The following is a 24,140-nucleotide window of genomic DNA, read 5'->3' on the forward strand; positions in this document are numbered from 1 at the left end:
CTCTTACTATTTCCTATTGCCAATACGCCGGAATCTTCGCTTCATAAGCCGCAATTTCATCATCATGCGTCAAACTGATTGCAATATCATCCAATCCATTGACCAACTTATGCTTCCATGTTCCGTCGATTTCAAAAGAATACGTCCCATTTGGCGTGATCACTTGTTGGGCAGGCAAATCGATCGTAATCGTTTCATCTGCCCCAAGTCCTGCCAGTGCATCCAACTCATCATGTTTCAACACAATCGGTAGTAAGCCATTTTTCGTGGCATTCATATAAAAAATATCACTAAAACTTCCTGCAATCACTGCTTTAAAGCCATAATCATCCAACGCCCAAGCCGCATGCTCTCTTGATGAGCCTGAACCAAAGTTATCACCAGAAATCAAAATGGTTGCCTCTTTATATTGCGGCTTATTTAAGGTAAATTCTGGATTTGGTGTACGATCTGGCAAGTAACGCCATTCATCAAATAAAAACTCGCCAAACCCTGTTTTTTCGATTCGTTTTAGAAATGATTTTGGAATGATTTGATCTGTATCGATATTGTCGTTCATTAGTGGAACCGTGGTTCCTGTATGTTGTGTAAATGCCTCCATTATGCACCAAGCTCCTCTCTAATGTCTCTAAATGTTCCTTCAATTGCAGCAGTTGCTGCCATCGCCGGGCTACAAAGATGGGTTCTTGCCCCTTTACCTTGACGGCCTTCAAAGTTTCGGTTGGATGTTGAGGCACAGTGAACGCCTGCTGGTACTTGGTCAGGATTCATCCCTAGACACATGGAACAACCTGGTTCCCGCCACTCAAAGCCTGCTTCAGTGAAAATTTTATCCAATCCGATTTTTTCAGCTGCTTTACGAACAGGTCTAGAGCCTGGTACGACGATTGCGGTAATGCCTTCTTTGACTTTTTTTCCTTTAACGATGCGAGCTGCTTCTTCTAGGTCAGATAGTCGCCCGTTCGTGCAAGAGCCAATAAAGACGTAGCCAATTTCGATGTCTGATGGGCGTTGTCCCGGTTTTAGATCCATATAGTTATAGGCACGTTCGTCGTTCATATCTTTGATTTCTGGGAAGGTTCCTGTGATTGGAATACCCATTTCTGGATTCGTGCCCCATGTTACAAATGGCACCAATTCTTCTGCATTTAGTTCTAGATTGGTATCGTACACAGCATCGGGATCACTTGGTAGTTTTTTCCAATCGGCGATTGCTTCATCCATATCTTCTGGCGCGTATTCTCTGCCACGCACATACTCAAAAGTTTTTTCATCTGGCGCCATCATACCCATTTTTGCGCCACCTTCGATGGCCATGTTGCAGATGGTCATGCGTTCTTCCATCGTTAGGTTTTCGATCGTTTCCCCGTAAAATTCAACCGCATGCCCCACACCAAAATCAACGCCATATTTTGCAATCAACGCTAGAATAATATCTTTGGCATAGACGCCTTTTGCTAGTTTCCCAGTGATCTTGACACCCATTGATTTTGGTTTATTTTGCCAAATACATTGTGTGGCAAAAACGTGTTCAACTTCACTTGTACCGATCCCAAATGCCAACGCACCAAAAGCACCATGCGTAGCTGTATGGGAATCCCCACAAACAATGATTTTTCCTGGTTGGGTCAAGCCTGTTTCGGGTCCCACCATATGCACGATTCCTTGACGGTCACTGCCGTTATCACAAAGAGTTACACCGAATTCTTCACAGTTTTTCTGTAAAGCTTCGATTTGTTTTTTTGCTACCAAATCGGTGATGTTAAAAATATCTTGGGTTGGGACGTTATGATCCATTGTCCCAAAGGTTCTATCTGGTCGGCGGACTTTTCTGCCAGCTTCTCTTAGCCCTTCAAAGGCTTGTGGTGAGGTTACTTCATGAATCAGATGAAGATTGACGTAAAGTAGTTGTGGTTCTCCTGCAACGCCTGAGACTACATGTTGTTCCCAAAGTTTATCAAATAGTGTTTTTCCCATGTTAAGCACCTCTCAATTCTGTTAGTACGGCTTCTGTAAAATCTGTGGTTGTGGCTTTACCACCTAAATCTGTGGTTAGAATGCCTTGATTCATCACACGATCGCAAGCATTTTCGATTTTCTTCGCTGAGCTTTCTAAGTCAAACGATTGGCGCAACATCATTGCCGCCGACAAGATCATCGACATTGGATTGGCGCTATTTTGATTGGCGATATCCGGCGCAGAGCCATGGATCGGTTCGTATAACGAGGGCCCTGATTCACTGTGGCTGGCACTTGGCATCATACCGAGTGAACCTGGAATCACTGATGCTTCATCACTTAGGATATCGCCGAATAGATTTTCTGTGACGATTACGTCAAAAGTTTTAGGTTTTTGGATCATGACCATTGCCGCTGAATCAACTAGTTGATGTTCTAAGATACAATCTGGAAATTCTTGTGCCACTTCTTCTGCAGTTTGACGCCATAATTTACTGGTTGCTAGTACATTGGCTTTGTCGACAGATGTGACTTTTTTATTTCTAGTTCGAGCGATTTCAAACGCTTTTCTGATAATGCGTTGAATCTCAGTTTTTGAGTAAGTACAAAGGTCTGAGGCTTCTGTATCCCCTAGGTTTTTTTCACCGAAGTAGATACCGCCTGTTAATTCGCGAACGACTACAAAATCAACGCCTCGAACATTTTCTTCTTTTAATGGCGATAAATGAACGACTGCATCTGGTACTGATATTGGACGGATATTGGCAAAAAGTCCTAAAGCTTTTCTTAATCCAAGTAAGCCTTGTTCAGGTCGTTTTGGCGCATTGTCCCATTTTGGACCGCCGATTGCACCAAGTAAAATTGCATCGGCTGTTTCGCAGGCTTTTAGTGTTTCTGCTGGTAAAGGATCCCCTTGCTCATCAATACCAGCGCCACCAAAAGCAAAGCGTTCAATATCAAAATCTAGATTATCTTGTACCATGATTTCAGCTAAAATTTTTAGTGCGCTGTCCATTATTTCGGCTCCGATGCCATCACCTGGCAATGCTACGATTCGTTTGCTCATTATGCTTTCCCCACTTCTTTTTGAAATTGTTCACTGGCTTTGACATAGGCTTTCGCTGACGCTTGTAAAACATCAAAATCGATACCGATGCCGTTGAATTGTTTATTGTTTTCAGCATCTGCTAAGGTTACATGTACTTCAGCTTGAGCATCTTCCCCGCCTGTAATGGCTTTAATGTAATATTCTTGAAGCTCTGGTTTTTGGACAAATATTTTATCGATTGAATTATAAATCGCTTGAATACTACCAGAACCGATTGCTGATTCTGTTTTACTTTCGTCATCTCCTGTATTGATGGAAACAATTGCTCCTTGACTGCCATCGGACACATATTGTAGCTGGACACGTTCTAAGCGATAATTCTCGCTACATTCTTGCGATTGACCAACCATTAAAGCAATCAGATCATCTTCTGTAACTTGTTTCTTTTTGTCCGCTAATGATTTAAAGCGTTTAAAAGCATCTTTTAATTCATCATCAGTTAGTTGATAGCCTAGTGTTTCCATTTTAGTTGCAAAAGCATGACGACCAGATAATTTCCCTAATGGCAATGAGTTTTCGTTTACCCCAACGAGTGACGGTGTAATGATTTCGTAGGTATCTGGATTTTTCAATACACCATCTTGATGGATACCTGATTCATGTGCATAGGCATTCGCTCCGATGATGGCTTTATTTCTTGGTACTGCAACACCCGATAGACGACTGACGAGATCGCTGGTTCTTTTAGTTTCATTCAATGTGATATTACTTTGAGCTTCGTAGAAGTCTTTTCTGATGTAAAGAGCCAACGCTACTTCTTCAAGTGCTGTATTGCCAGCACGTTCGCCGATACCGTTGATTGTTCCTTCCACTCGACGAGCGCCATTTTCGATAGCCGCTAAGGCATTGGCCGTCGCCATGCCTAGATCATCATGACAATGAGAGGAGAAAATAATTTCTTGGTCACTTTGGATATTTTCAATCAAAAATTTAAATAGTGCACCGTATTCCGTTGGGTTGGAATAACCAACTGTGTCTGGAACATTGATGATTGTTGCCCCCGCATCAATAGCTGTTTGAACTGCTTTTAATAGAAATGGTTTGTCTGTTCTGGTTGCATCTTCTGGTGAAAACTGAACTTTCTCAAATTTGGTTCTAGCGTAGCTAACGTGTTCTTTAATAGAAGCGATTACTTCGTCTGGTGTCATTTTTAGTTTAAATTCCATATGAACCGGGCTAGTTGCTAGAAATACATGGATTTGTGGGTGCTTGGCATTTTGCAACGCTTCATGAGCGCGATCGATGTCAGCTTTTTGACAACGAGCAAGCCCTGCAACGGTCATTTTTTCAGCATTTTCAGCGATTGCTTTGACTGCTTCAAAATCGCCAATTGATGCGATTGGAAATCCCGCTTCGATCGTATCGATGCCCCATTTTTCTAGTTGTTTGGCAATTTGAACTTTTTCTTTTGTGTTGAAATTTACGCCTGGTGTTTGTTCGCCGTCTCTTAGAGTGGTGTCAAAAAATTGGATAGTTTTCATGTTCATACATCCTTTCCGAATTGAGTGAATGGTGTTCTTCATTTTTTGTGGTTAGGTCTTTTCTCCTTGCCGCCAAGTATTGTGCATCATTAGCTCTGCAAACAGTCGCTGTGATTTAGACGAAAGTAACTTCTCTCGCTTCGCTCGCCAAGTATTGTGCATCATCAGCTCTGCAAGCAGTCGCTGTGATTTAGACGAAAGTAACTTCTCTCGCTTCGCTCGCCAAGTATTGCGCAACATCAGCTCTGCAAGCAGTCGCTGTGTTTTAGACGAAAGTAACTTCTCTCGCTTCGCTCGCCAAGTATTGCGCAACATCAGCTCTGCAAGCAGTCGCTGTGTTTTGCAACAAAAAAACATCCCACGAATATGGGATGTTTTATCATCCCGTTCATGCAATGCGAAAACAGGACTCTCAACGTCTGATAAGAAAAAGCTGGGCTACAGCTGGTTTCTAGAGATCAGTGTGATGAGTCCTTCATTAATAATAAGAATGTAATTGTTGTTATTTGCTTGTTCATAATAGTCAACATCCTTTATTGTCAGAATTTTTAAATAATTCAAACTATAATGTTAAAGATACAGAAGATTCAAATTAAAGTCAATAGTTTTATGAGAATTTTTTTAAGAAAGAGGTGGAGACAGAAGTATTTAACTCTCAGCTTATTCCCGATCCTTCAAATCTTAGTGCTTTAGCACTTAGAATTTGATGTGATCGAAGCGTAGTCGTTGCTTCTGCTCCATCCCCTTTTTTTTCGTTATAGCTTGTCTAGTGCTTGCGCTAGATCTCCAAGAATATCTTCTATATTCTCAATCCCAATTGATAATCGAATCAATTCTGGTGAAGTCCCTGATGCTTTTAGTTCTTCTTCACTTAATTGAGAATGTGTAGTTGAAGCTGGATGTATGATCAATGATTTTGCATCCCCAACATTGGCCAAGAGTGAGAATACTTCAACATGATTAATCAACTGTTTCCCTGCCTCAGCTCCACCTTTTACCCCAAAAGTAAAGACTGATCCTGCGCCTTTAGGTAAGTACTTTTTCGATAATTCATAGTATTTATTGTCGGTTAACCCTGGATAGTTGACCCATTCCACTTTAGGGTGTTTCGTTAAAAATTCTGCGACCGCCAATGCGTTTTCTACATGACGCTCTAATCGTAAAGATAATGTTTCTAAGCCTAAAATCAATAAAAAACTATTGAATGGGGAAATCGCTGCTCCAGTATCGCGTAATAAAGATACTCTTAATCGAGTGATATATGCTGCAGCGCCCACATCATTTGTATACGAAAGTCCATGATAACTTGGATCTGGTTCAACTAATTTAGGGAATTTGCCGTTTGCCCAGTTAAACTTACCGGAATCAATAACAACACCACCTAAAGCAACACCATGTCCTCCAATAAATTTTGTTGCAGAATAAACCACTATGTCAGCGCCAAAATCAAACGGACGATTTAAATACGCTGTAGCAAAGGTATTATCAACGATCAATGGTAGTTCATGCTTATGTGCGATTTCTGCAATGGCTTCTAAATCAGCAACATTTGTGATTGGATTTCCGATTGTTTCTACAAAAATCGCTTTTGTATTTTCTTTGATTGCTTCCTCAAAATTGTTTAAATGATCTGGTTCAACAAATGTTGTTGTGATACCAAATTCTGGTAATGTATGAGCAAATAAATTGAATGTGCCACCATATAATGTTGAGGCTGAAACAATATGATCGCCACTACTTGCGAGATTTTGGATTGCATACGTAACGGCCGCTGTCCCAGAAGCTACTGCCACAGCACCAACACCGCCTTCTAATTCATTTAAACGATCTTCTAAAACGGCTGTCGTTGGATTGGTAATACGGGTATAGATATTACCAGCTTTTGAAAGGGCAAATTTTTCTGCAGCATCTTGCGTATCATCAAAAGTGTAGGATGTTGTTTGATAAATCGGCACTGCTCTTGAATTTGTTTCTTTGTCGGGGATGTGTCCACCGTGAATTTGAATTGTTTCGAATTGATAGTTAGCGTTCGTCATTATGCCTCATTCCTTTTCTTTTAATTGATTGTTTTAGTCTAGACTACTTTTTGTATATATCCCTTTCTTGCATAATGCCCCCTCTTTTATAAATTTAGTGTAAAGAAACGAAAAAAACGCCCTCTACTAGCTTTTTACTAGTAAAGGGCGATTGTCGCGGTACCACCTTTATTGGAAATAACTTCCATCTCAACTCAAACGCAGAATTGCTTCTTAATTTGGTGCTTTGATAACGGTAGCTGCCGTAAAAATCGTATTGATTTTTCCTCTCCAAGATCATTTTCGACAAGTGTTCATTGCTTTCTTCCACCAAATGAAAGCTCTCTAAGTTTAGCTGAGATTAAACAATCTAGCCAAATTCAAATGTCTGCTTGTTTACTCTTCTTTTCAATGAGTTTATTTATTATAGGTAATATTAGAACATACTCATTCATTTGTCAATTATTTTTCGTTTTTTTTTCATCCAAACTAAATATTTTATTTGAACGGAGTGTCCTATTTCTCTTTCTTTCTTTTTTTTATTATAATAAGGGAAATTGGAGGTCGATTTAATGTCAGCAAGCAATGAAAAAGTGGAATTACTTTTATCTTATCTATCTGAGATCCATACAAAGAGTTTAACTTTATATGATTTAGTGACTAGCCGCCCACGTCCTGAGGACACACGCATTCTTTTGAATATCAATGAGGTTTTTACTTACTATCATAGTGTTCGTGTTTTTTACTATAGTAATAGTGAATTAACTAAATCAGAGGTTCAACCATTTTTTAGTGCCTTTGAGGACTTCTATTTTGAATTGAAGCAGGTCTTTCTTCTTGAAGACGAGGATAGTATTCTACTTTATACTAAATTAACTGCTATGAAAGATTCTTTTGAGCAGTTGACGAATGATTTTAATGTTTTATAATAGAGTAGACCACACGTAAAGAAGGTGCCCAAATGGATCAAAGCGAAGTATTAGATCGCTTGCGCGAAGAGTTGGAAATTCCATTTTTCAATGGAAAGATTGAAGAACGTGAATACACAGAAGCGGAATACCAAAAGATCAAAGCTGATCTTGTTCAGTATTTTGATGATTATGTTCGTAATGTAGAAAATTGATACAACTAATTTAAGGACTAAAAGAAAACCTGTAGAGGTTTTCTTTTAGTCCTTTTTGTCTATTTGTTCAAGCTTATTATCAATGATGAACTAATTTTTGTTCCATTATTGGTTCTAAAAGAATAAATAACTAAAATTATATTAAAACAAAAACCGAAATTCTATTATTTCGTATCGATAAAAAAACAAAAAAATAAAAATAAAAAAAACCACCGGCTGAAAAGGCCGATGGAAAAGGAGTATTACTCAATAAGAGTAAAATGAAAAATAAAAAGGTTGTTGTTGGTATGAATACATAATACAACACATTTTTTTATTTGTCTACTAAAAATAACATTAAAAAAATATTAACTATCGCTCTTTTTTGTCATGTTTTCTCTTTTTTTTTTATTTTTTTAATAAAAGATTGCTCATGCGTGTAATTGCAAATGAGATATCATCTGTTGCTTTGTCTTGTTTTTCTTCTGATTTATTAAATAGATCGATATCTATGCCTTTTTCTGGGTCTAAAGATAAAATCATTTCGTTACATCCAGCTAAATATTCAATGTATGAGCGTTCGAATTTTTTATGAATACCCATTACTCGTGCTGGTGGGCGTAATTGACTAACCTTATCTAACATAAGCGTGTATTCTTTCGTTCCATCTTGGAAAATACGTTGAATTTCAGCAATTCTTTCTGGTGATAAATCAGATACTTTTTCTTCGTCAATGGCTTTACGAACTTCTTCGTAATAGTCATTCATTTTTTCACCGACTTCTTCTGTTTCTTTGACGATATCGTTGATGTTTTGTACATAATAACCTAAATTTGGTTTCACATTCTTTCCTACTTTCTTTTGGTAATCACTTAATTTTACACTGTTTTATAGGTGGATGACAAGAAGAATCTGTAATTTGCTTATTTCCTTTTATTCCTATAAAAATAAACGGGGGTTGTTCTCTTTTTGTTAAACATGCTAATCCCGAATAAACGGTGGAAGCAGAAGCAGTCCCATCGGAAATAAGCCAGCATTCACAAAAATTTAAAGAACAATTTTCGTGAATGCTGGCTTATTTCTCGGGCCTAATTTTCAATTATTTATTTAATTTCGTCACTTGTTTGGATGATCTTAGAAATCATTCCATAATCTTTTGCTTCATCAGCCGACATCCAGAAATTACGATCTGTGTCTTTTGCGATTTTTTCGTATGTTTGGCCTGTTGCTTCAGCAATCAAACGGTTCACGCGTTCACGCATACGAATGATTTCTTTCGCTTCGATTTGGATCTCCGTGCTTTGACCTTGAACGCCACCTGCTGGTTGATGGATCATGTAGCGCGTATTTGGTAGGCTGTAACGGTTCTTCGCTTCAGCAGCTAAATAAATCGTAATACCCGCACTTGCAACCCAACCTGTTCCGATTACGATCACTTCTGGTTTAACAAATTTGATCATATCATGGATCGTATCGCCCGCTTCAACATGTCCGCCTTGGCTATTAATGAAAATCTTGATTGGCTCATCACCCATCGCTGCAAGTAATAGCAATTGTGATGTAACTTCTCGTGCTAAATCTTGATTGATTTCACCATAAATTAAAATTGTTCGTTCTTCAAATAGTTTTTTCATAAACGCATTTGGTTGTTGTTTTTCTTCTGTTTCTTCGTTTTCATCTAAATAGTTCATATGTCAGATGGCCTCCTTATTTTTAAACGCTTAAACTAGCTTCAGTAGCTAGATGGTACTAGAAGCTGAACGAACGCTTTAGTATCGGTCGTAAAGCTAAATAGTATGAAAGCTAAATATCTACTATTAATAATACCGTAATCTGAAAATTTGTCCACTTTTTTGACTTATTTTGACCTTAAAAAATAAAATTATATTCTCAGAAAAGTATAACAAGAAAAAAGTAGAAATGCATCAAAAACAGCATCTCTACTTTTCTTTTATTCCTCATCGATTTCAGTTGTTATCCCGATGATTTAGCTTTTACCCATTCTGCGCTGAACAAACTTCACGATCTCAACGATTGGAATGATTGCAAACGATGTTCCGGCAACGATTGCCCATTGGTATCCATCTAATGATGTTACGCTGAACAAGTCATTGAAGCCTGGAATTAAGATCGTTGCTGCTAGTAATAAGAATGAAACTAAAATCGCCCAGTTAAATGATTTATTTCTAAACAAGCCAACTTTAAAGACTGATTGATAAATAGATTTCACGTTGAATGCATGGAACAATTGGATCAATCCTAATGTAGCAAAGGCCATTGTCAACGCATCCCCATGTTGTAAATCATATAACGCTGTTGCAGATAAGTTTGGCATATTAGCCGCTGTATGTGCTGGGAAATCAATTGCCATTTTGTAAACAAACAAGGTTAATCCACCTTGAACGATCCCTTGATATACTACACTACTCAATACGCCACCAGAGAAGAAGTTTGATTTCTTCCCACGAGGAGCATGGCTCATCACGTCACGTTCAGCAGGTTCAACACCTAAAGCAATTGCTGGGAACGTATCAGTTACTAAGTTGATCCACAATAAGTGAACAGGTAGTAATGTATCCCACGCTAACATTGTTGCAATAAAGAGTGTCAATACTTCCCCTAAGTTAGCAGAAAGTAGATATTGAATTGTTTTTTGGATATTTGAGAAGACTTTACGTCCTTCTTCAACGGCTACGATAATTGTTGAGAAGTTGTCATCTGCTAAGACCATATCAGAGGCCCCTTTAGATACTTCTGTCCCAGTGATCCCCATCCCAATACCGATGTCTGCGGCTTTCAATGCTGGTGCATCATTCACACCATCACCTGTCATAGCAACAACTTTACCTTCTTGCTGCCACGCTTTAACGATACGTACTTTATGTTCTGGAGAAACACGAGCATAAACAGAGTAGTGTTCAACTACTTTTGCAAAGGCTTCATCTGTTAATTCATTTAATTCAGCACCAGTGATTACAGCATCATCGTCGCCTTCTTTAATGATACCAAGACGAGCAGCGATTGCTTCGGCTGTATCTCTGTGGTCACCTGTGATCATGATTGGGCGAATACCTGCTTCTTTGGCAACTTTTACCGCTTCTGCAGCTTCTTTACGCTCTGGATCGATCATGCCGACAAGACCAGCAAAGATTAAGTCTTTTTCAACTAAATCAGAATCCATTTCAGTAGGAACTGCATCTACGATTTTGTAGGCCATTCCTAAAACACGTAATGCTTGTTTCGCTAATTTTGTGTTCGTTGTTAAAATTTCTTGACGTTGTTTGTCATCCATTGCTGGTGTTTGACCATTTAACAATGCTTGATTACAACGTTTTAGTAATTCATCTGGTGCACCTTTTACAGCAACTAGGAATTTACCATCTGCTAATTGGTGAACTGTTGTCATCAATTTACGATCTGAATCAAATGGAATTTCAGCTACACGAGGTTCTGCTGCAACTTTTTCAGTTACGTTAAAGTCGTGGTCCAAACCAAATTGTACCAAAGCAGTTTCAGTTGGATCACCAATCAATGAACCATCTTGTGCAATTTTTGTATCGTTTGTATAGCTCATGATTTTTAATGCCATGTTGTCCAATGCAACCGCATCAGTCGCAGGTTTCACTTCATTATCTGTATAAAGAGCTTCAACCGTCATTTGGTTTAAAGTAAGCGTACCTGTTTTATCTGAACAGATGATATCTGTACTACCTAGTGTTTCTACAGCAGGTAATTTACGAACAATTGCATTTTTCTTCGCCATTTTTTGTGTGCCTAAAGCTAAGATAATCGTAACAATTGCCGGTAATCCTTCTGGAATTGCTGCTACAGCTAATGAAATAGACGTTAATAACATGTCAATCCATGTACGGCCATTCATCATCCCAACCACAAACATGATTGCTGCAATCACTAAGATTGCGATCGTCAACATTTTACCTAATTGGTTTAAGTTTTGTTTTAATGGTGTTTCTGTTTCTTTTTCATTGGCTAACATGCCAGCGATTTTACCAACTTCTGTATTCATTCCTGTACCGACAACAACACCAATTCCACGGCCATAAGTAACATTACTACTAGAATAAGCCATGTTAATGCGGTCACCGATCCCAATATCAGATGCGGTACCTTCTAAAATAGTTGCTTCTTTTTCAACTGGCACAGATTCACCAGTAAGCGCTGCTTCTTCAATTTTTAAGCTAGCAGCTTCTAATAAACGTAAGTCTGCTGGAACAACATCTCCTGCTTCTAGTAACACGATATCTCCTGGGACTAGTTCATCACTTTTAACAGTGATTACGTGACCATCGCGACGAATATTCGCATTGGGCGAAGACATTTCTTTTAGCGCTTCAATCGCTTGTTCTGCTTTGGCTTCTTGGATCACACCAAAAATCGCATTTAGCACAACAACAAGTAAAATGATGAATGAATCAACCATATCACCAGAAAATACTGCAGAGATAACTGCTGCAAATAATAATACGATGATCATAAAATCTTTAAACTGTTCAAAAAATTTTACAACGATCGATTTCTTTTTCCCTTCATCTAATGCATTAGCGCCGTAACTCTCTAACCTTTTTTTGGCTTCTTGAGCTGATAGACCTTCAGTCGTCGTATCAAACTTTTGTAAGACCTCTTCATCTGACTGCGTGTAAAATGCTTCAGATAGTTGAACCTTTTTCTCTTCTGACATGTTCTTCCTCCTCATAATTTACAGCTACTTTAATCTATTTTACTTCATATTAGCGAAACGAACACGTTTTTGAACTTGTTGGTTCGCAGCAAAAACGAAAAAAAATAGACCTCTGTATGCTAAATAGAACATACATAAGTCTCACCGTTTAAGACAACACCAGAAATTTCTTTCGGAGTTGGTGATGTTGTCGCAGCTAACGCCGCCAGTTACTCCCTCATGAAATAATAAAATGGTGACAAAAAGTCTTTCACCAATAATTATTGCTGATTTAATTATACCTGTTCTTTTAGTGTTTTTCAAATGAAATCGTATTGATTTTCAGAAAAATTTCTGTTTAGTCTGAAAAGCTTACATCTCCAATCTGTTTTTTGCTTCAAAGATCACTGCATGCAACACTCGCTGTTTCTTGATGTACTGCATGCCCCCCTTCTCTACTTCTCTTTCGAAGTATCAAAATAACGTAGTATTTCTTGCAGAGTGCGTTCTTCGATTGAATCGATTCGTTCTTTATCCTGGTAACAAATCGCTGTTTTGTAATACTCAGAAATAGGCAACAGCTCAAACCGCATATTTTCATCCTTTCCTTCAAATTGAATTACTTCGTCTCGGACGGTAAAACAAAAAGAAGTCAACGGTATTGTCATGCCTTTTCCCGTGTACTTAACATAGCTTTCTTTTAAACACCAAATGGAAAAAAATGTCTCTACTTGGTGCTCCTCTCTCTCTGCCATAATAGCCGAATATTCTTTTGAACAAAAATAATGTTCGGCTATCGACAGGTCGATCGGCGTGATTTCTTCAATATCGATTCCTACTTTTTTATCACTAATACCTAAAATGATATAGTCACCTGAGTGGGAATAATTAAACTGAATATTCGGAAAACCTTCCAAATAGGGCTTTCCAAGTTTCGTCTTTTGAATATTGATTTGGTTATTTTTTAAGTGAAACTGCTGACAAAGGATAGCTCTCAGTAACAGTTCTGACAAAATGGCGTCGATTTTATTTTTATCAAAACGGAAATTGGACGTATTAGCTGCTCGCTCTTTTGTAATAAAAGGAAGGTAAGGCGCTACTTCTGCTAGCGTGATTCCAGCTGTATTAATATAGGTAACGTTTAAAATCGTCTTTCACCTCTCTATTTAAGCAACTATTTGCTAACTTTCGTTTTCGTCCAAAAATTCTCTGCTTCAACTTGTTCCATTCCCATAATAAATTTTTCTCTGATGTCTGGGTAAGTTTCTGCTAATCCACTCACTAGGTGTTTGATTTCTTCTCGTTTGGTTTTCTTGTCTACAGGACATGGATTAAAAATCACAGGTAGTTCTTCCCTTTGCACAAACTGAATGATCTGTTTTTCTTCAACATAAAGTAATGGGCGAATCAGTGTAATATCTGTTTTCGATAAATAACTGATTGGGTCAAAACTGGCCATTTGCCCATGAAATAAAAAGTTCATGAAATACGTTTCGATCGCATCATCCAAATGGTGCCCTAAAGCGACTTTATTACAGCCGATTTCTTTGGCACGTTTGTACAAGATTCCCCGACGTAATTTTGCACACAATGAGCATGGGGAGCGCTCTTCTCGAATATCAAATACAACTTGAGCAATATTTGTTGGCACAACATCCAATTCGTAGCCTAGTCCGCTCACAAATTCCTCTAACGGGTGGATATCCATCTCAAATCCCATTGAAAGTGTAATCGGCACGATATCAAATTCAAAGCCTAAGCGTTTTTGCTTACTAATCATATCCAAAAAATACAACAAACTAGTGCTGTCTTTCCCACCACTCATCCCAATTGCAACTTTATCACCAGGTTGGATCATTTGATGATTTAATAATGCACGACGAATTGGGTTATAGTAGGTTTGGTTATCTTTCTTTTTAAAGCTCATTCTTTACTCCTTTTCGATCACTGGATTCATTTAAAAAAGTCCGTTTTTAGACTGTAATTTTCACCTGACACAATATCATACTGAATCAAGCGATAGTCTTCATAGAGTTCTTGTTGCGCTTTATTCAAGTTGAATGTTTTGCTCCACTGGCCATTTTTATAATAGAAGCCTTTTTCAAACGCAGGTATTTCCTGTTCTAACTCACTCAATAATTGATAGAATCCTGTCATCTCCATATTGCTTTGATCAAATAATGTTGGCGCGAAGTAAAACGGACTACTCAGTGCATCATGGTTATTTCGTTGACTCAATTTATCTTGTGTGTCATACATTAAAAATTCTGTTTCGTGCAGTTGAACTTCTTCATTTGCTGCCTTAATTTCGTCTGAATAGATACTTGGTAAATGGTCTCCCCAAAAAACAACTAGTGTTCGTCGTTTAAGATCTTTCAATGCTGTTGTAAATTGTTTCAATGCCTCACTACTATAGGCAATGTCTTGCATATAGCTATCGATTGCCTTTTTGTTGCCCACGCTTTGTGAAGAATAGTCCTTACTAGTGTATTTATCACTATATGGCATATGTGTTTGCATCGTCACTAAATGGACAAACTGCGGGTTCTTGTCGTCTTTTAACAAATCTAAAACTTCATTATAAGCTGATTTATCTGAGATATAAGGATTCTTTTGTAATTTTTCTTTATACGTCATTGTGTCTTCGCTGATAAACTGATCAAATCCAAGTATCTTATATACATCTTTGCGTTTATACATCGAGGTATTATAAGGATGGATAGCGGTTGCTTGATAGTTTTTCTCTTTTAAAAGCGAAACGATCGACGGCATTTCTTCCATTTTTGGAATCAACATCGTATAAGGCGTCGTCAATTGAGGATTAAATAATTCCATTGAAAGACTGGTCAGTGCTTCAAATTCAATATTTGCCGTTCCTCCACCATAATTTTGTGACAACATTTGACCACTATACGTTGTTTTTGCAACATCAAAATAGTCTTTTAACGGGTCCTTGTCCGCCGTTACACCAGCTAGATTTTGTGGATTAGAAAAACTTTCACTCATCACAAAAATAATATTCGGTTGCTCCGTACTTTCTGAATTGTTTGGGCGCTCTGCTGCTGTTGTGTATTTCGTTGTAATTGCTTCAATCGTTTTTTTAGAATAATTTTCTGGCTTGTCCATCGCTTCTATCTTTAAATTATATAGAAAACCACCCATAAAACCAGTATTATAATAATTCATTTTTTGGCTATAAGGAATCCAAAGAGCCGTTTTGTCGTACGCTTTTCGCAACAGGTTATTGGGATTATTGAAATTGCTAATGTACATTAATAAGCCAATTGTCACAACTAAACCCGATAAGCGAATAATTTGCATTTTTTTCGATAATAATCGGCTTTGGTAGATTGCCCGAATAAAAAAGAATATTCCTACCACTGCCAGCAATAGAATAAAAATAAATGGAATTGTACCAATCATCTCTCTTAATAAACCAAACTCTGTGATCATTTTTAAATCATCTGGATAAATTGGTTCAACTCGATAAAACATTTTTTGATAATCGGCAAAACCTAAAATACCGATCGTAATGCCATAAAGCAAACTACCTAAAGCAAGCGATCCAGCCAAACTGCATAAAAACAGTAAGAAGATCAATAATACGAAACTACCTAAAATAAATTTTTCTGTGTGCCATGAAAAGGCAAATTTGAACACTAAATCAAAGGATAGTTCATTTTGACACCATTGTAAGTACAGATTACTAACAAATACCAATGCAATCATTCCAACCACGATCAATGAATACTTAATTGGCTTTTTTTTAAATATATGTAATTTTTTTCCCACACCATTCTCCCATTTCTTTTCCTAATCATATCCCTTAATATTTTATGCCTAGTAGAAAAAAAAGTAAAGCTCCCCATTTCTGGAGAACGTTACTTTTAAGATCGATCAACTTTTTTTCATTATCTTTTCACAGCTTTAAATATTTCTTCAATCAATACCATTACTTTACGAACTTCTTCATTTTTGACTACTGGTTCAGCTTGATTTCTGACAACATTATAAAAATTTTTATAAAATGGATCATATTCAGCGAAAGCTTGCGGCAAGGATACCGTTTCTGTTGCTTCTTCTGACGGTGGTGCCATTGTTTTGGTCAACCCAACACCTGCTTGAATTGGTTTTGGCGCTTGAATATCTTTTTTGCCTGATTCAATCACCATTTCACCTGAAAGATCCCAATCATGAATAATAGCAGTTCCTTGGGTTCCTTTTAGATACCAGCGGGGCAATTTAGTATAATTTGTAGTCCCAACTTCAATAATTGCTCGGACGCCATTTTCAAAAATAATATAAGTGATAAACCCATCATCTACTTCATCACCCAAAATATAACTTAAATCAGCAGAAACCTTTTCAATACGACTATCCACTAAAAATAATAGCTGATCTAGTAAGTGGACTCCCCAATCTAACAGCATGCCGCCGCCGTGTTTTAATTCATGGCGCCAGTCGCCTGGTATCCCATTGGCGCCTTGAACACGTGACTCGATTTGGAACAAGTCCCCGATTTGTTGGTTTTTGTATAATTCTCGCGTAATCAGAAAGTCTGGGTCCCAACGACGATTTTGATGGACCATAAACGTTTGTCCTGTTTCTTTTGCTACTTTTAGGATTGCATCTAATTCTTCTACATTCATTGCAACTGGTTTTTCACAGACTACATGTTTTCCAGCTTGTAGCGCTTGAATTGCTAGTTCTTTGTGGGAATCATTTGGTGTAGCGATCAATACTGCTTCAATGGTTTCATCTAGTAATACTTCTTCTAATGACGTGTAGATTTTATGGTTGTGCTGACTGGAAATTTTTTGACGTTCGCCAGAAACATCATATGTTCCCACAACATGGATTCGTTCATTTTCGTTTGGCATAATGTTATGGACATGGTAAGAACCCATGCCGCCGTAACCGATTACGGCAAAATTGATTGCTGTCATTTTTTTGTGTCCTTTCTATATAAACGTTAGTTGATGTAAGATAAGGAATAGGTGTTACTCAGTGCCTAATTGGTGTTTGGGAGCTATCAGAAACAGTCGTTGTCTTCTATTTGACATCCGGCTTCACGAACTAGCTCTTTCGGCAAATAGACAAATTTGCTCAAGAGCTGGGCAAGTTCGTTCAGCTTTGCTGTAAACCACGAGGAACACGGTGAGTCGATGTTGAACAGTACAAGGCGACTTTATGGAGCGTTGTTTCCTTGATTAAACCCACCACATTTCCGCTGGTTGTTCTTTGATCATAATACTTTTTAAATTCGTAATTGCTCGGTTTAGGCCTTCTTCTGTAGACATGATCGGATCTTCATGTTCAATGCTTAAAACGTAATCGTAACCGTAAATTCTCAACGCACTAATCATATCTGACCAAACTTTTAAGTCATGTCCACATCCTACAGAACGGAATGTCCAAGCGCGTGTTTTTACATTGCCATATGGCTGCATATCTGTTAGTCCATGCATATTGATATTATCTTGATCCAAATACGTATCTTTGGCATGGAAATGGTGGATCGCACCTGCTTCTCCTAAAATTTTCACTGCGGCTACTGGATCGATCCCTTGCCACCATAAATGACTTGGATCTAAATTACAGCCGATTGCTTTGCCTGTGGCTTCGCGCAGTTTTAACATTGTATAAGGTGTGTGACATAAGAAACCACCATGTAACTCAATTCCAATTTTCACGCCAGCATCTTCTGCGATCGTATTGATATTTTTCCAATAAGGAATCAGTTTTTTCTCCCATTGATAGTTATAATTATCGTCATATTCTGTCGGCCAAGGTAAAACAGGCCAATTGACTTGAGTATCCGTCGGGTTACCACCAGAAACACCAGAAAAGCCGTTGACGACTGAAACATTCATTAGAGAAGCTAGTTTGATTGTTTTTTGTAGTAATTCATCTGCTTCTTGCGCTGTTTCTTTCACTGGAGAAATTGGGTTATTATGACAGCTCAATGCACTGATCGTTAAGCCTTTATCCGCTAGTTTTGCTAAATACTCTTTTCTGGCATCTGAACTTGCTAGTAATTTATCGATATCTAAATGAGCATTTCCAGGAGAACCACCGGTGCCGATTTCTACAGCTTCCAATCCTGCTTTTGAGACTGTATCGATCATTTCTTCAAAACTTAAATTATTGAATAATGGAGTAAATACGCCTAATTTCATTGTTCAGTTCCTTTCTTGTTCGTAATAGATTCTAAAGGTTCATGATGTCCGTAATTTGGATATGCGTTTTGAGTTGGCCGACACCAACGGACACCATTTTTAATGACTTTTTGGACCTCTTTATTATAGTAAGATGGATAGGTTTCATGACCTGGCTGGAAATAAAAGATTTTGCCATTCCCACGATGATAGGTACAACCGCTACGGAAAACTTCTCCGCCTGGATACCAACTGATAAAAATCAAGTCATCTGGTGTTGGGATATCAAAATGCTCCCCGTACATCTCTTCTTGCTCTAATTCAATGTACTCGCCGATGCCTTCCACGATTGGATGACTAGGCGCGACTGTCCAAATCCGACAATGTTCCTGAGCTTCTCGCCATTTTAAATCGCAAGAGGTGCCCATTAGTTTCATGAAAATTTTTGACATATGACCTGAATGCAGCACAACTAAGCCCATACCTTCAAGGACACATTGATGAACACGTTGAACAATTTCGTCAGAAACTTCTTGATGAGCAACATGTCCCCACCAAATCAAAACGTCTGTGTTGGCTAATACTTCCTCAGTTAAACCATGTTCTGGTTCGTCTAAAGTAGCGGTTCGTACTGAAAAATCATCTTCTTTTAAAAATTGTGCGATTTGTTGATGAATCCCCTCTGGATAAACCTTTTTTACCGCTTCATCTGTTTTCTCATGACGGAATTCATTCCATACTGTGACTTGGATCATCGTTTTTCATCCTTTCTTTAATCGAAAAATACAGGTTGATTTGTTTCAGATGCTTTATAGATTGCTTCAAGAATTTCTGTCACAACCAAGGCTTGTTCAGGTTTTACAACAGGTTCTGTATCATTGAGAATTGCATCGATCCAAGACTGTGCTTCTAACACTTCTGGCTTGTCTCCAGCACCATCATAAAAATCAACACCACCAGGTTCTAATTCGATTTTCTTTTCAAAAAGTGTACTGTGATCTTCTCCGTTGATGGTCAACCCATCATTCATATCAGCCCCACCCTTAGTTCCATGAAGTGTAGTCTTAGCTTCTTTTACATCCAAACTATTCAGTGCCCAGCTTGATTCTAAAAAGATTGTAGCTCCATTTTCCATCATGATAAAACCAAACGCTGAATCTTCTACAGTGAATTTTTCAGGATTCCAAGAACCCCAAGCATTGGCTGCCTTTTCTGTTTCAGCAAGTTTATGATAGGCTTTCCCCACTACATATTTTGGTTTGTAATTGTCCATCATCCATAGTGTCAAATCCAAAGCATGTGTACCAATATCGATCAACGGTCCGCCGCCTTGCGCCTCTTCATCAAGGAAAACACCCCAAGTTGGCACTGCTCGACGACGAATGGCATGAGCTTTAGCAAAATAAATCTCCCCTAACTCGCCTTCCTCACAGATTGTATGCAAATACGTTGAATCTTTTCTAAAACGATTTTGATACCCAATCGTCAACTTTTTCCCCGTTCTATTAGCCGCTTCGATCATACTACGTGCTTCAGCGGATGTTTTTGCCATTGGTTTTTCGCACATTACATGACAATCCGCTTCCATCGCCGCAATTGATAGTTCAGCATGTGTGTTATTTGGTGTACAAACATGAACAACATCCAAATCCATTTCTTCAAGCATTTCTTGATAATTGGTAAATGTCTTAGCGGTTAATGTTCCATAGTGCATCTTCGCTTCTTCCGCCCGCTCACTGATCAAATCACAAAAAGCAACTAACTCCACTTCCTTAACCTGTGCAAGTGCTGGTAAATGCTTTCCATTGGCAATCCCACCACAACCAATAATACCTACTTTCAACGTCATCAAAAAACCTCCAGTAATCTACTCATATTATTTTTGGGAACAATAAAACGGTTCCATTTCTACACTATTACTATACAAAATTATGAAAGAGCTTTCTTCCTAGATTATGGGTGAAAAATTCCTGGATATTGCTGTGAAACACTATGATTGACTACAAAGTAGACAGAATAGATGTTGAACAGTACAAGGCGACTAAAAGGAGCGTTGTTTCCTTACTTGTGAATCACCACGACTGGCTTTGCCAGAGCAGATGTTGAACAGTACAAGGCGACTAAAAGGAGCGTTGTTTCCTTACTTGTGAATCACCACGACTGGCTTTGCCAGAGCAGATGATGAACAGTACAAGGCGACTAAAAGGAGCGTTGTCTCCTTACTTGCGAATCACCACGACTGGCTCCGCCAGAGCAGATGATGAACAGTACAAGGCGACTAAAAGGAGCGTTGTCTCCTTACTTGCGAATCACCACGACTGGCTTTGCCAGAGCAGATGTTGAACACTACAAGGCGGCCTAAGGGAGCGAAGTTTCCTTACTTGTGAATCACCAAACGCCTTGCACCAAACTGCTGTTGACCTTATCTTAACTACCCATCGAAAAGAAACTCCTTATCCGTAAATCACCAACAATTAACCACCGCATAAAAGCAATACAGCCAAAATCAAATAAAAAACATTGCACTTCTAATAAATACAAAAAAAAGCCCTTCCCTTCTATAACTAAAAGGAAGAACTTCATTCTCTTATTCGCTTAGAAAAACACTCAACCAACATTACCAGAAGCCATCACACGATGTCTTTGTTCCCGTTTATATTGCTGAATGATTTTCAATGCTCGTTTTCTAGTTTTTCGGTTTGTGCACTTTAATCGTCTACGTGCACTTGAAATATCCTGTTTCTCCATCCAATCACCTCTTTGCATCTAGTTGTCGGTTACCAGTCCATGATTACCAGCTCGCTTTGTGGACACCAGGAATTTTTCCTTGATGCGCTAATGCTCTAAAATTGATCCGTGACATGCCAAATTTACGCATATACGCTCTTGGTCGCCCATCGATCAAATCGCGGTTTTTCAAGCGGTTTGGATTGGAATCTTTTGGTAATTTTGCTAAAGCTTCGTAGTCTTTATTTGCTTTTAACTCCATACGTTGTTCCGCGTATTTTTCAATCAATAGTTGTTGACGTTTGGCTTTGGCAATTTTTGATTTTTTAGCCATTTTTCCTTTTCACCCTTTCTAAATCGTAATGATTACTTTTTAAGAGTGATAAGAATAACATCAACTACCAGAAAATGCAAGTTTTTATTATTAAAAAAAAGCCCAAAATTGAGGGCTTTTGTATTATATCTCGAGAAATTTCTTCTGATACTTCAAAGGCGAAATTCCCACTTGTTCTTTAAACACATGATGAAAGGTCTTCACACTAGCAAATCCAGACTTTTCAGCCACTTCGATCATAGGGACTTTTTCATTTGCTAAAATAAATTTGGCTTGATTGATTCGATATTCTGTCAAAAAGCTCATAAAGGTCGTGCCAGTGTTGGCTTTGAAAAAGCGGGTAAAATAATAGGAGCTAAAGCCACTAAACTTGGCGATTTCTTCCAATGTAATCGATTCTTCATAATGATTTTCAACATAGGTGAAGATTCGATCTAACTGTTCTAGGTTTTCTTTGTATTTGATTGTCGATGATTTGGCGCCTTTTTTTACTTTTATCTGCGTTTGAGGTAGTCTTCTGTAAAAGGTTGTAATTAGTTGAAATAGTAAATGAAACAATGCATAGTTTTTTCCTGGAGCGTCTTTTTCAACTTCCTCGAATAGTTGCTGTAATAGTTTTTTCATCTCCATTATTAAGGACTTCGACCATTTTGAACTGTGCTTTTCTCCAGTTTCAAAAAGTTCGATCAAAGAACAATCATTTACCGATTTTACGTTCTTTTCATCAAATAAACTCAAGTCAAACTGATAAACGATTCGTTCACTATTTGGCGAGGCAAGAAAATAATGGGGTTCCCCACTAGCAAAAAAATAAATTTCCCCTTCGGAAACAGGAACAATATCATCCCCTACACCAATGTTGACTGTTCCTCGTATGGAGTAAATGATTTCAATTTCTTTATGCCAATGAGGATAAACAATTGTCATACCGTCATTGATAAATGCTCTAAAAAGAAGATTTCCTTCAAATTCTGGTCGTTCTAAATATACGCTCATTTTTTGCCTCCAAGAATTTCTCTTCTCTTTTACTTTATCAAATTTTTGTTTTTTTACAACTTATTTCGTTCAAAAAAAGACAATCCCTATTCGTAGCAGATTGTCTTTTACAGCGCTTAATTTTTATCGATCCATCCAAGGTGTTGCGGTTTCTTTCAAGACACGGTTTAAGGATTCTATATTCTCTTTCCCAACGGTTCTCATCCACTGTTCAGCTGCTGTCTCTCCTTCTTGCGCAAATGGGATTACCCCATCTTTCCAAGTTGCTCGACCGCATAATACACCATTAAAAGTGGAGCCAGCCTCTTTTGCAAAGTACAAGGTTTCTTGAAATAGTTCACTGCTAACACCTGCACTTAGAAAAATAAATGGCAGATTCGTTGCCTCACTTTGTTCTTTAAATAATTGTTTTGCCATTTCTTTTGAATAGCAAACATCTGATCCAAAGCCTTCTACAAATGCCATATTCACTGGTACTTCTACTTTTAAAACATCCACATTATAGCATGCTTTACTAAATTCTTTCATCATTTCAATGACTTTGTGCGGTTTGATTTTAGCATATTCTTTACTTGATACATCGGTTATTCCTGCATCGTAGGATACTAATTCCAAGAAAAATGGCAAGTCTTCTGCATCACATTCCGAGCCGATTCGTTCCATAAAGACTTGTTTTTGTTCATTGATTTCGTTTGGTTCATCTACATCATAATACAATAAAAATTTAACGGCATCTGCCCCAGCTTCTTTCAATCGTTTAACCGACCAGTCACTTAACAAATCAGGCAAACGTCCTGGTTCACTAGCATCATATCCTGTTTTTTCATAGGCAACCAGCAACCCTGCTTCTTGATCTCGCACTTTTGCTGCAGGTAATCCGTATTCTGGATCCAAAAGAATCGCAGAAGCATAAGGGGTTAATTCACGAGAAACAATTTCTTTAAACGAGATAATAGCCTCTTCTCCTACTTCTGTTCTACTCGCTGCTTCGATCATTTTTTTTAATGAACCTCGCTGATCGATGGCCAGTGCTCCGATGATTCCCTCTTGATTACTCATTCGTTTCATTGCTGCTCGTTTAGATTCTGTCATTTTTTTCATCGCCATTTACTACGCCTCCATTAATCGTTGATTTACATATTCTGCTATTTCTGTTTCTGAATCTAATTGTTTTATTTGTTGCTTAAACTCACTGTTCATCAATAAGCGAGCCACTTTTGATAAGAGCTTCAAGTGGGTCGTTCCAGCTTCTTGTTCGGGAATTAATAAGGCAATGATCACTTCCGTAGGCTTACCATCTAGACTATCCCACTCAATCGGATTCTTCGTTTTTACAATCAATACACTCGCCTCAGTGATGGTTGCATTTTTGGCATGTGGTATGGCAAATCCATCCATCATACCTGTACTGCCCTCTTTTTCACGATCATCAAAACTGGTTAGTACGGCTGAACTATCAGTTGTAAGCCGTAATTTTTGTGCAGATTCTGCTAAGAATTGCAACGCACTCGCTTTTGTATCCAACTCTATATTTATAAAAACGTTTGTTGCATTTACTAAAACCATTTGGATTCAACCTCTT

General features: G+C 38.1%; 23 protein-coding genes and 1 other annotated feature. Of the genes, 2 read left to right on the forward strand and 21 right to left on the reverse strand.

The genetic code is table 11. From position 1 onward, the window contains the following. Positions 1-13: 13 nt before the first annotated feature. From leuD to I586_RS04520, 6 genes are all read right to left on the reverse strand, one after another. Positions 14-601, reverse strand: coding sequence for a 3-isopropylmalate dehydratase small subunit (gene leuD / locus I586_RS04495; RefSeq protein WP_010764355.1), 588 nt, complete (start codon positions 599-601; stop codon positions 14-16). After that, positions 601-1,977, reverse strand: a complete 1,377-nt coding sequence (leuC, locus tag I586_RS04500; protein ID WP_010764354.1) for a 3-isopropylmalate dehydratase large subunit — start codon at positions 1,975-1,977, stop codon at positions 601-603. The genes leuD and leuC overlap by 1 nt, the downstream gene beginning before the upstream one ends. A 1-nt stretch (position 1,978) precedes the next feature. Next, positions 1,979-3,025 (reverse strand): 3-isopropylmalate dehydrogenase, encoded by a 1,047-nt coding sequence (gene leuB, locus I586_RS04505; RefSeq protein WP_010764353.1) that lies wholly within the window; start codon positions 3,023-3,025, stop codon positions 1,979-1,981. Continuing rightward, positions 3,025-4,548 (reverse strand): 2-isopropylmalate synthase, encoded by a 1,524-nt coding sequence (locus tag I586_RS04510; protein WP_010764352.1) that lies wholly within the window; start codon positions 4,546-4,548, stop codon positions 3,025-3,027. Before I586_RS04510 ends, leuB begins: the two co-directional genes overlap by 1 nt. A gap of 51 nt (positions 4,549-4,599) precedes the next feature. Then, positions 4,600-4,863 carry a hypothetical protein gene (locus tag I586_RS04515; RefSeq protein ID WP_139242716.1) on the reverse strand — a complete coding sequence of 88 codons (264 nt, stop codon included), beginning with the start codon at positions 4,861-4,863 and terminating at the stop codon, positions 4,600-4,602. 440 nt (positions 4,864-5,303) lie between these two features. Then, a complete protein-coding gene (locus tag I586_RS04520; protein WP_010764351.1) occupies positions 5,304-6,584 on the reverse strand; it encodes an O-acetylhomoserine aminocarboxypropyltransferase/cysteine synthase family protein in 1,281 nt (426 codons plus the stop codon). 140 nt (positions 6,585-6,724) lie between these two features. After that, positions 6,725-6,984, reverse strand: a binding site (T-box leader). 151 nt (positions 6,985-7,135) lie between these two features. On the opposite strand from I586_RS04520, the gene I586_RS04525 reads away from it, so the two are divergent. Together I586_RS04525 and I586_RS17360 are read left to right on the forward strand one after the other, a co-directional pair. After that, positions 7,136-7,492 (forward strand): hypothetical protein, encoded by a 357-nt coding sequence (locus I586_RS04525; protein WP_010764350.1) that lies wholly within the window; start codon positions 7,136-7,138, stop codon positions 7,490-7,492. Positions 7,493-7,524: 32 nt separating this feature from the next. Then, entirely contained in the window at positions 7,525-7,686 is a 162-nt protein-coding gene (locus I586_RS17360) for a hypothetical protein (RefSeq protein ID WP_010764349.1), read from the forward strand. A gap of 387 nt (positions 7,687-8,073) precedes the next feature. On the opposite strand, the gene I586_RS04530 is transcribed toward I586_RS17360, so the two are convergent. The 15 genes from I586_RS04530 to I586_RS04595 all read right to left on the reverse strand — a co-directional run bounded on the left by I586_RS04530 (position 8,074) and on the right by I586_RS04595 (position 24,124). Beyond that, entirely contained in the window at positions 8,074-8,508 is a 435-nt protein-coding gene (locus I586_RS04530; RefSeq protein WP_010764348.1) for a hypothetical protein, read from the reverse strand. 260 nt (positions 8,509-8,768) lie between these two features. Beyond that, positions 8,769-9,356: an ATP-dependent Clp protease proteolytic subunit gene (locus I586_RS04535; RefSeq protein ID WP_010763181.1), complete on the reverse strand. Its 588-nt coding sequence runs from the start codon at positions 9,354-9,356 to the stop codon at positions 8,769-8,771. Between the two features lie 296 nt (positions 9,357-9,652). Beyond that, positions 9,653-12,364: a cation-translocating P-type ATPase gene (locus I586_RS04540; RefSeq protein ID WP_010764347.1), complete on the reverse strand. Its 2,712-nt coding sequence runs from the start codon at positions 12,362-12,364 to the stop codon at positions 9,653-9,655. A gap of 434 nt (positions 12,365-12,798) precedes the next feature. After that, positions 12,799-13,491 carry a 4'-phosphopantetheinyl transferase family protein gene (locus tag I586_RS04545; RefSeq protein WP_034701518.1) on the reverse strand — a complete coding sequence of 231 codons (693 nt, stop codon included), beginning with the start codon at positions 13,489-13,491 and terminating at the stop codon, positions 12,799-12,801. 26 nt (positions 13,492-13,517) lie between these two features. Then, positions 13,518-14,270 (reverse strand): tRNA lysidine(34) synthetase, encoded by a 753-nt coding sequence (locus I586_RS04550; RefSeq protein ID WP_010764345.1) that lies wholly within the window; start codon positions 14,268-14,270, stop codon positions 13,518-13,520. Positions 14,271-14,296: 26 nt separating this feature from the next. Next, on the reverse strand, positions 14,297-16,135 hold the full coding sequence (locus tag I586_RS04555; RefSeq protein ID WP_010764344.1) for an LTA synthase family protein: 1,839 nt from the start codon (positions 16,133-16,135) through the stop codon (positions 14,297-14,299). Positions 16,136-16,254: 119 nt separating this feature from the next. Further along, positions 16,255-17,289, reverse strand: coding sequence for a Gfo/Idh/MocA family protein (locus tag I586_RS04560; RefSeq protein ID WP_010764343.1), 1,035 nt, complete (start codon positions 17,287-17,289; stop codon positions 16,255-16,257). 264 nt (positions 17,290-17,553) lie between these two features. Beyond that, complete coding sequence (locus I586_RS04565; protein ID WP_010764342.1) at positions 17,554-18,522, reverse strand: sugar phosphate isomerase/epimerase family protein; 969 nt, start codon at positions 18,520-18,522, stop codon at positions 17,554-17,556. Further along, positions 18,519-19,256 (reverse strand): ThuA domain-containing protein, encoded by a 738-nt coding sequence (locus I586_RS04570; RefSeq protein WP_010764341.1) that lies wholly within the window; start codon positions 19,254-19,256, stop codon positions 18,519-18,521. Before I586_RS04570 ends, I586_RS04565 begins: the two co-directional genes overlap by 4 nt. Positions 19,257-19,273: 17 nt before the next feature. After that, on the reverse strand, positions 19,274-20,350 hold the full coding sequence (locus tag I586_RS04575) for a Gfo/Idh/MocA family protein (RefSeq protein WP_010764340.1): 1,077 nt from the start codon (positions 20,348-20,350) through the stop codon (positions 19,274-19,276). A gap of 758 nt (positions 20,351-21,108) precedes the next feature. Continuing rightward, positions 21,109-21,249, reverse strand: a complete 141-nt coding sequence (locus tag I586_RS17330; protein WP_162139053.1) for a putative metal homeostasis protein — start codon at positions 21,247-21,249, stop codon at positions 21,109-21,111. Between the two features lie 43 nt (positions 21,250-21,292). Further along, a complete protein-coding gene (gene rpsN, locus I586_RS04580; RefSeq protein WP_010764339.1) occupies positions 21,293-21,562 on the reverse strand; it encodes a 30S ribosomal protein S14 in 270 nt (89 codons plus the stop codon). Positions 21,563-21,685: 123 nt separating this feature from the next. Continuing rightward, positions 21,686-22,558 carry an AraC family transcriptional regulator gene (locus tag I586_RS04585; RefSeq protein WP_010764338.1) on the reverse strand — a complete coding sequence of 291 codons (873 nt, stop codon included), beginning with the start codon at positions 22,556-22,558 and terminating at the stop codon, positions 21,686-21,688. Between the two features lie 123 nt (positions 22,559-22,681). Then, positions 22,682-23,659 (reverse strand): tagatose-bisphosphate aldolase, encoded by a 978-nt coding sequence (gene lacD / locus I586_RS04590; protein ID WP_034701779.1) that lies wholly within the window; start codon positions 23,657-23,659, stop codon positions 22,682-22,684. Positions 23,660-23,668: 9 nt separating this feature from the next. After that, a complete protein-coding gene (locus I586_RS04595; protein ID WP_010764336.1) occupies positions 23,669-24,124 on the reverse strand; it encodes a fructose PTS transporter subunit IIA in 456 nt (151 codons plus the stop codon). Positions 24,125-24,140: the final 16 nt, after the last annotated feature.

Origin of the sequence: Enterococcus moraviensis ATCC BAA-383, from assembly GCF_000407445.1 — a bacterium.
Taxonomy (GTDB): Bacteria; Bacillota; Bacilli; order Lactobacillales; family Enterococcaceae; genus Enterococcus_L; species Enterococcus_L moraviensis.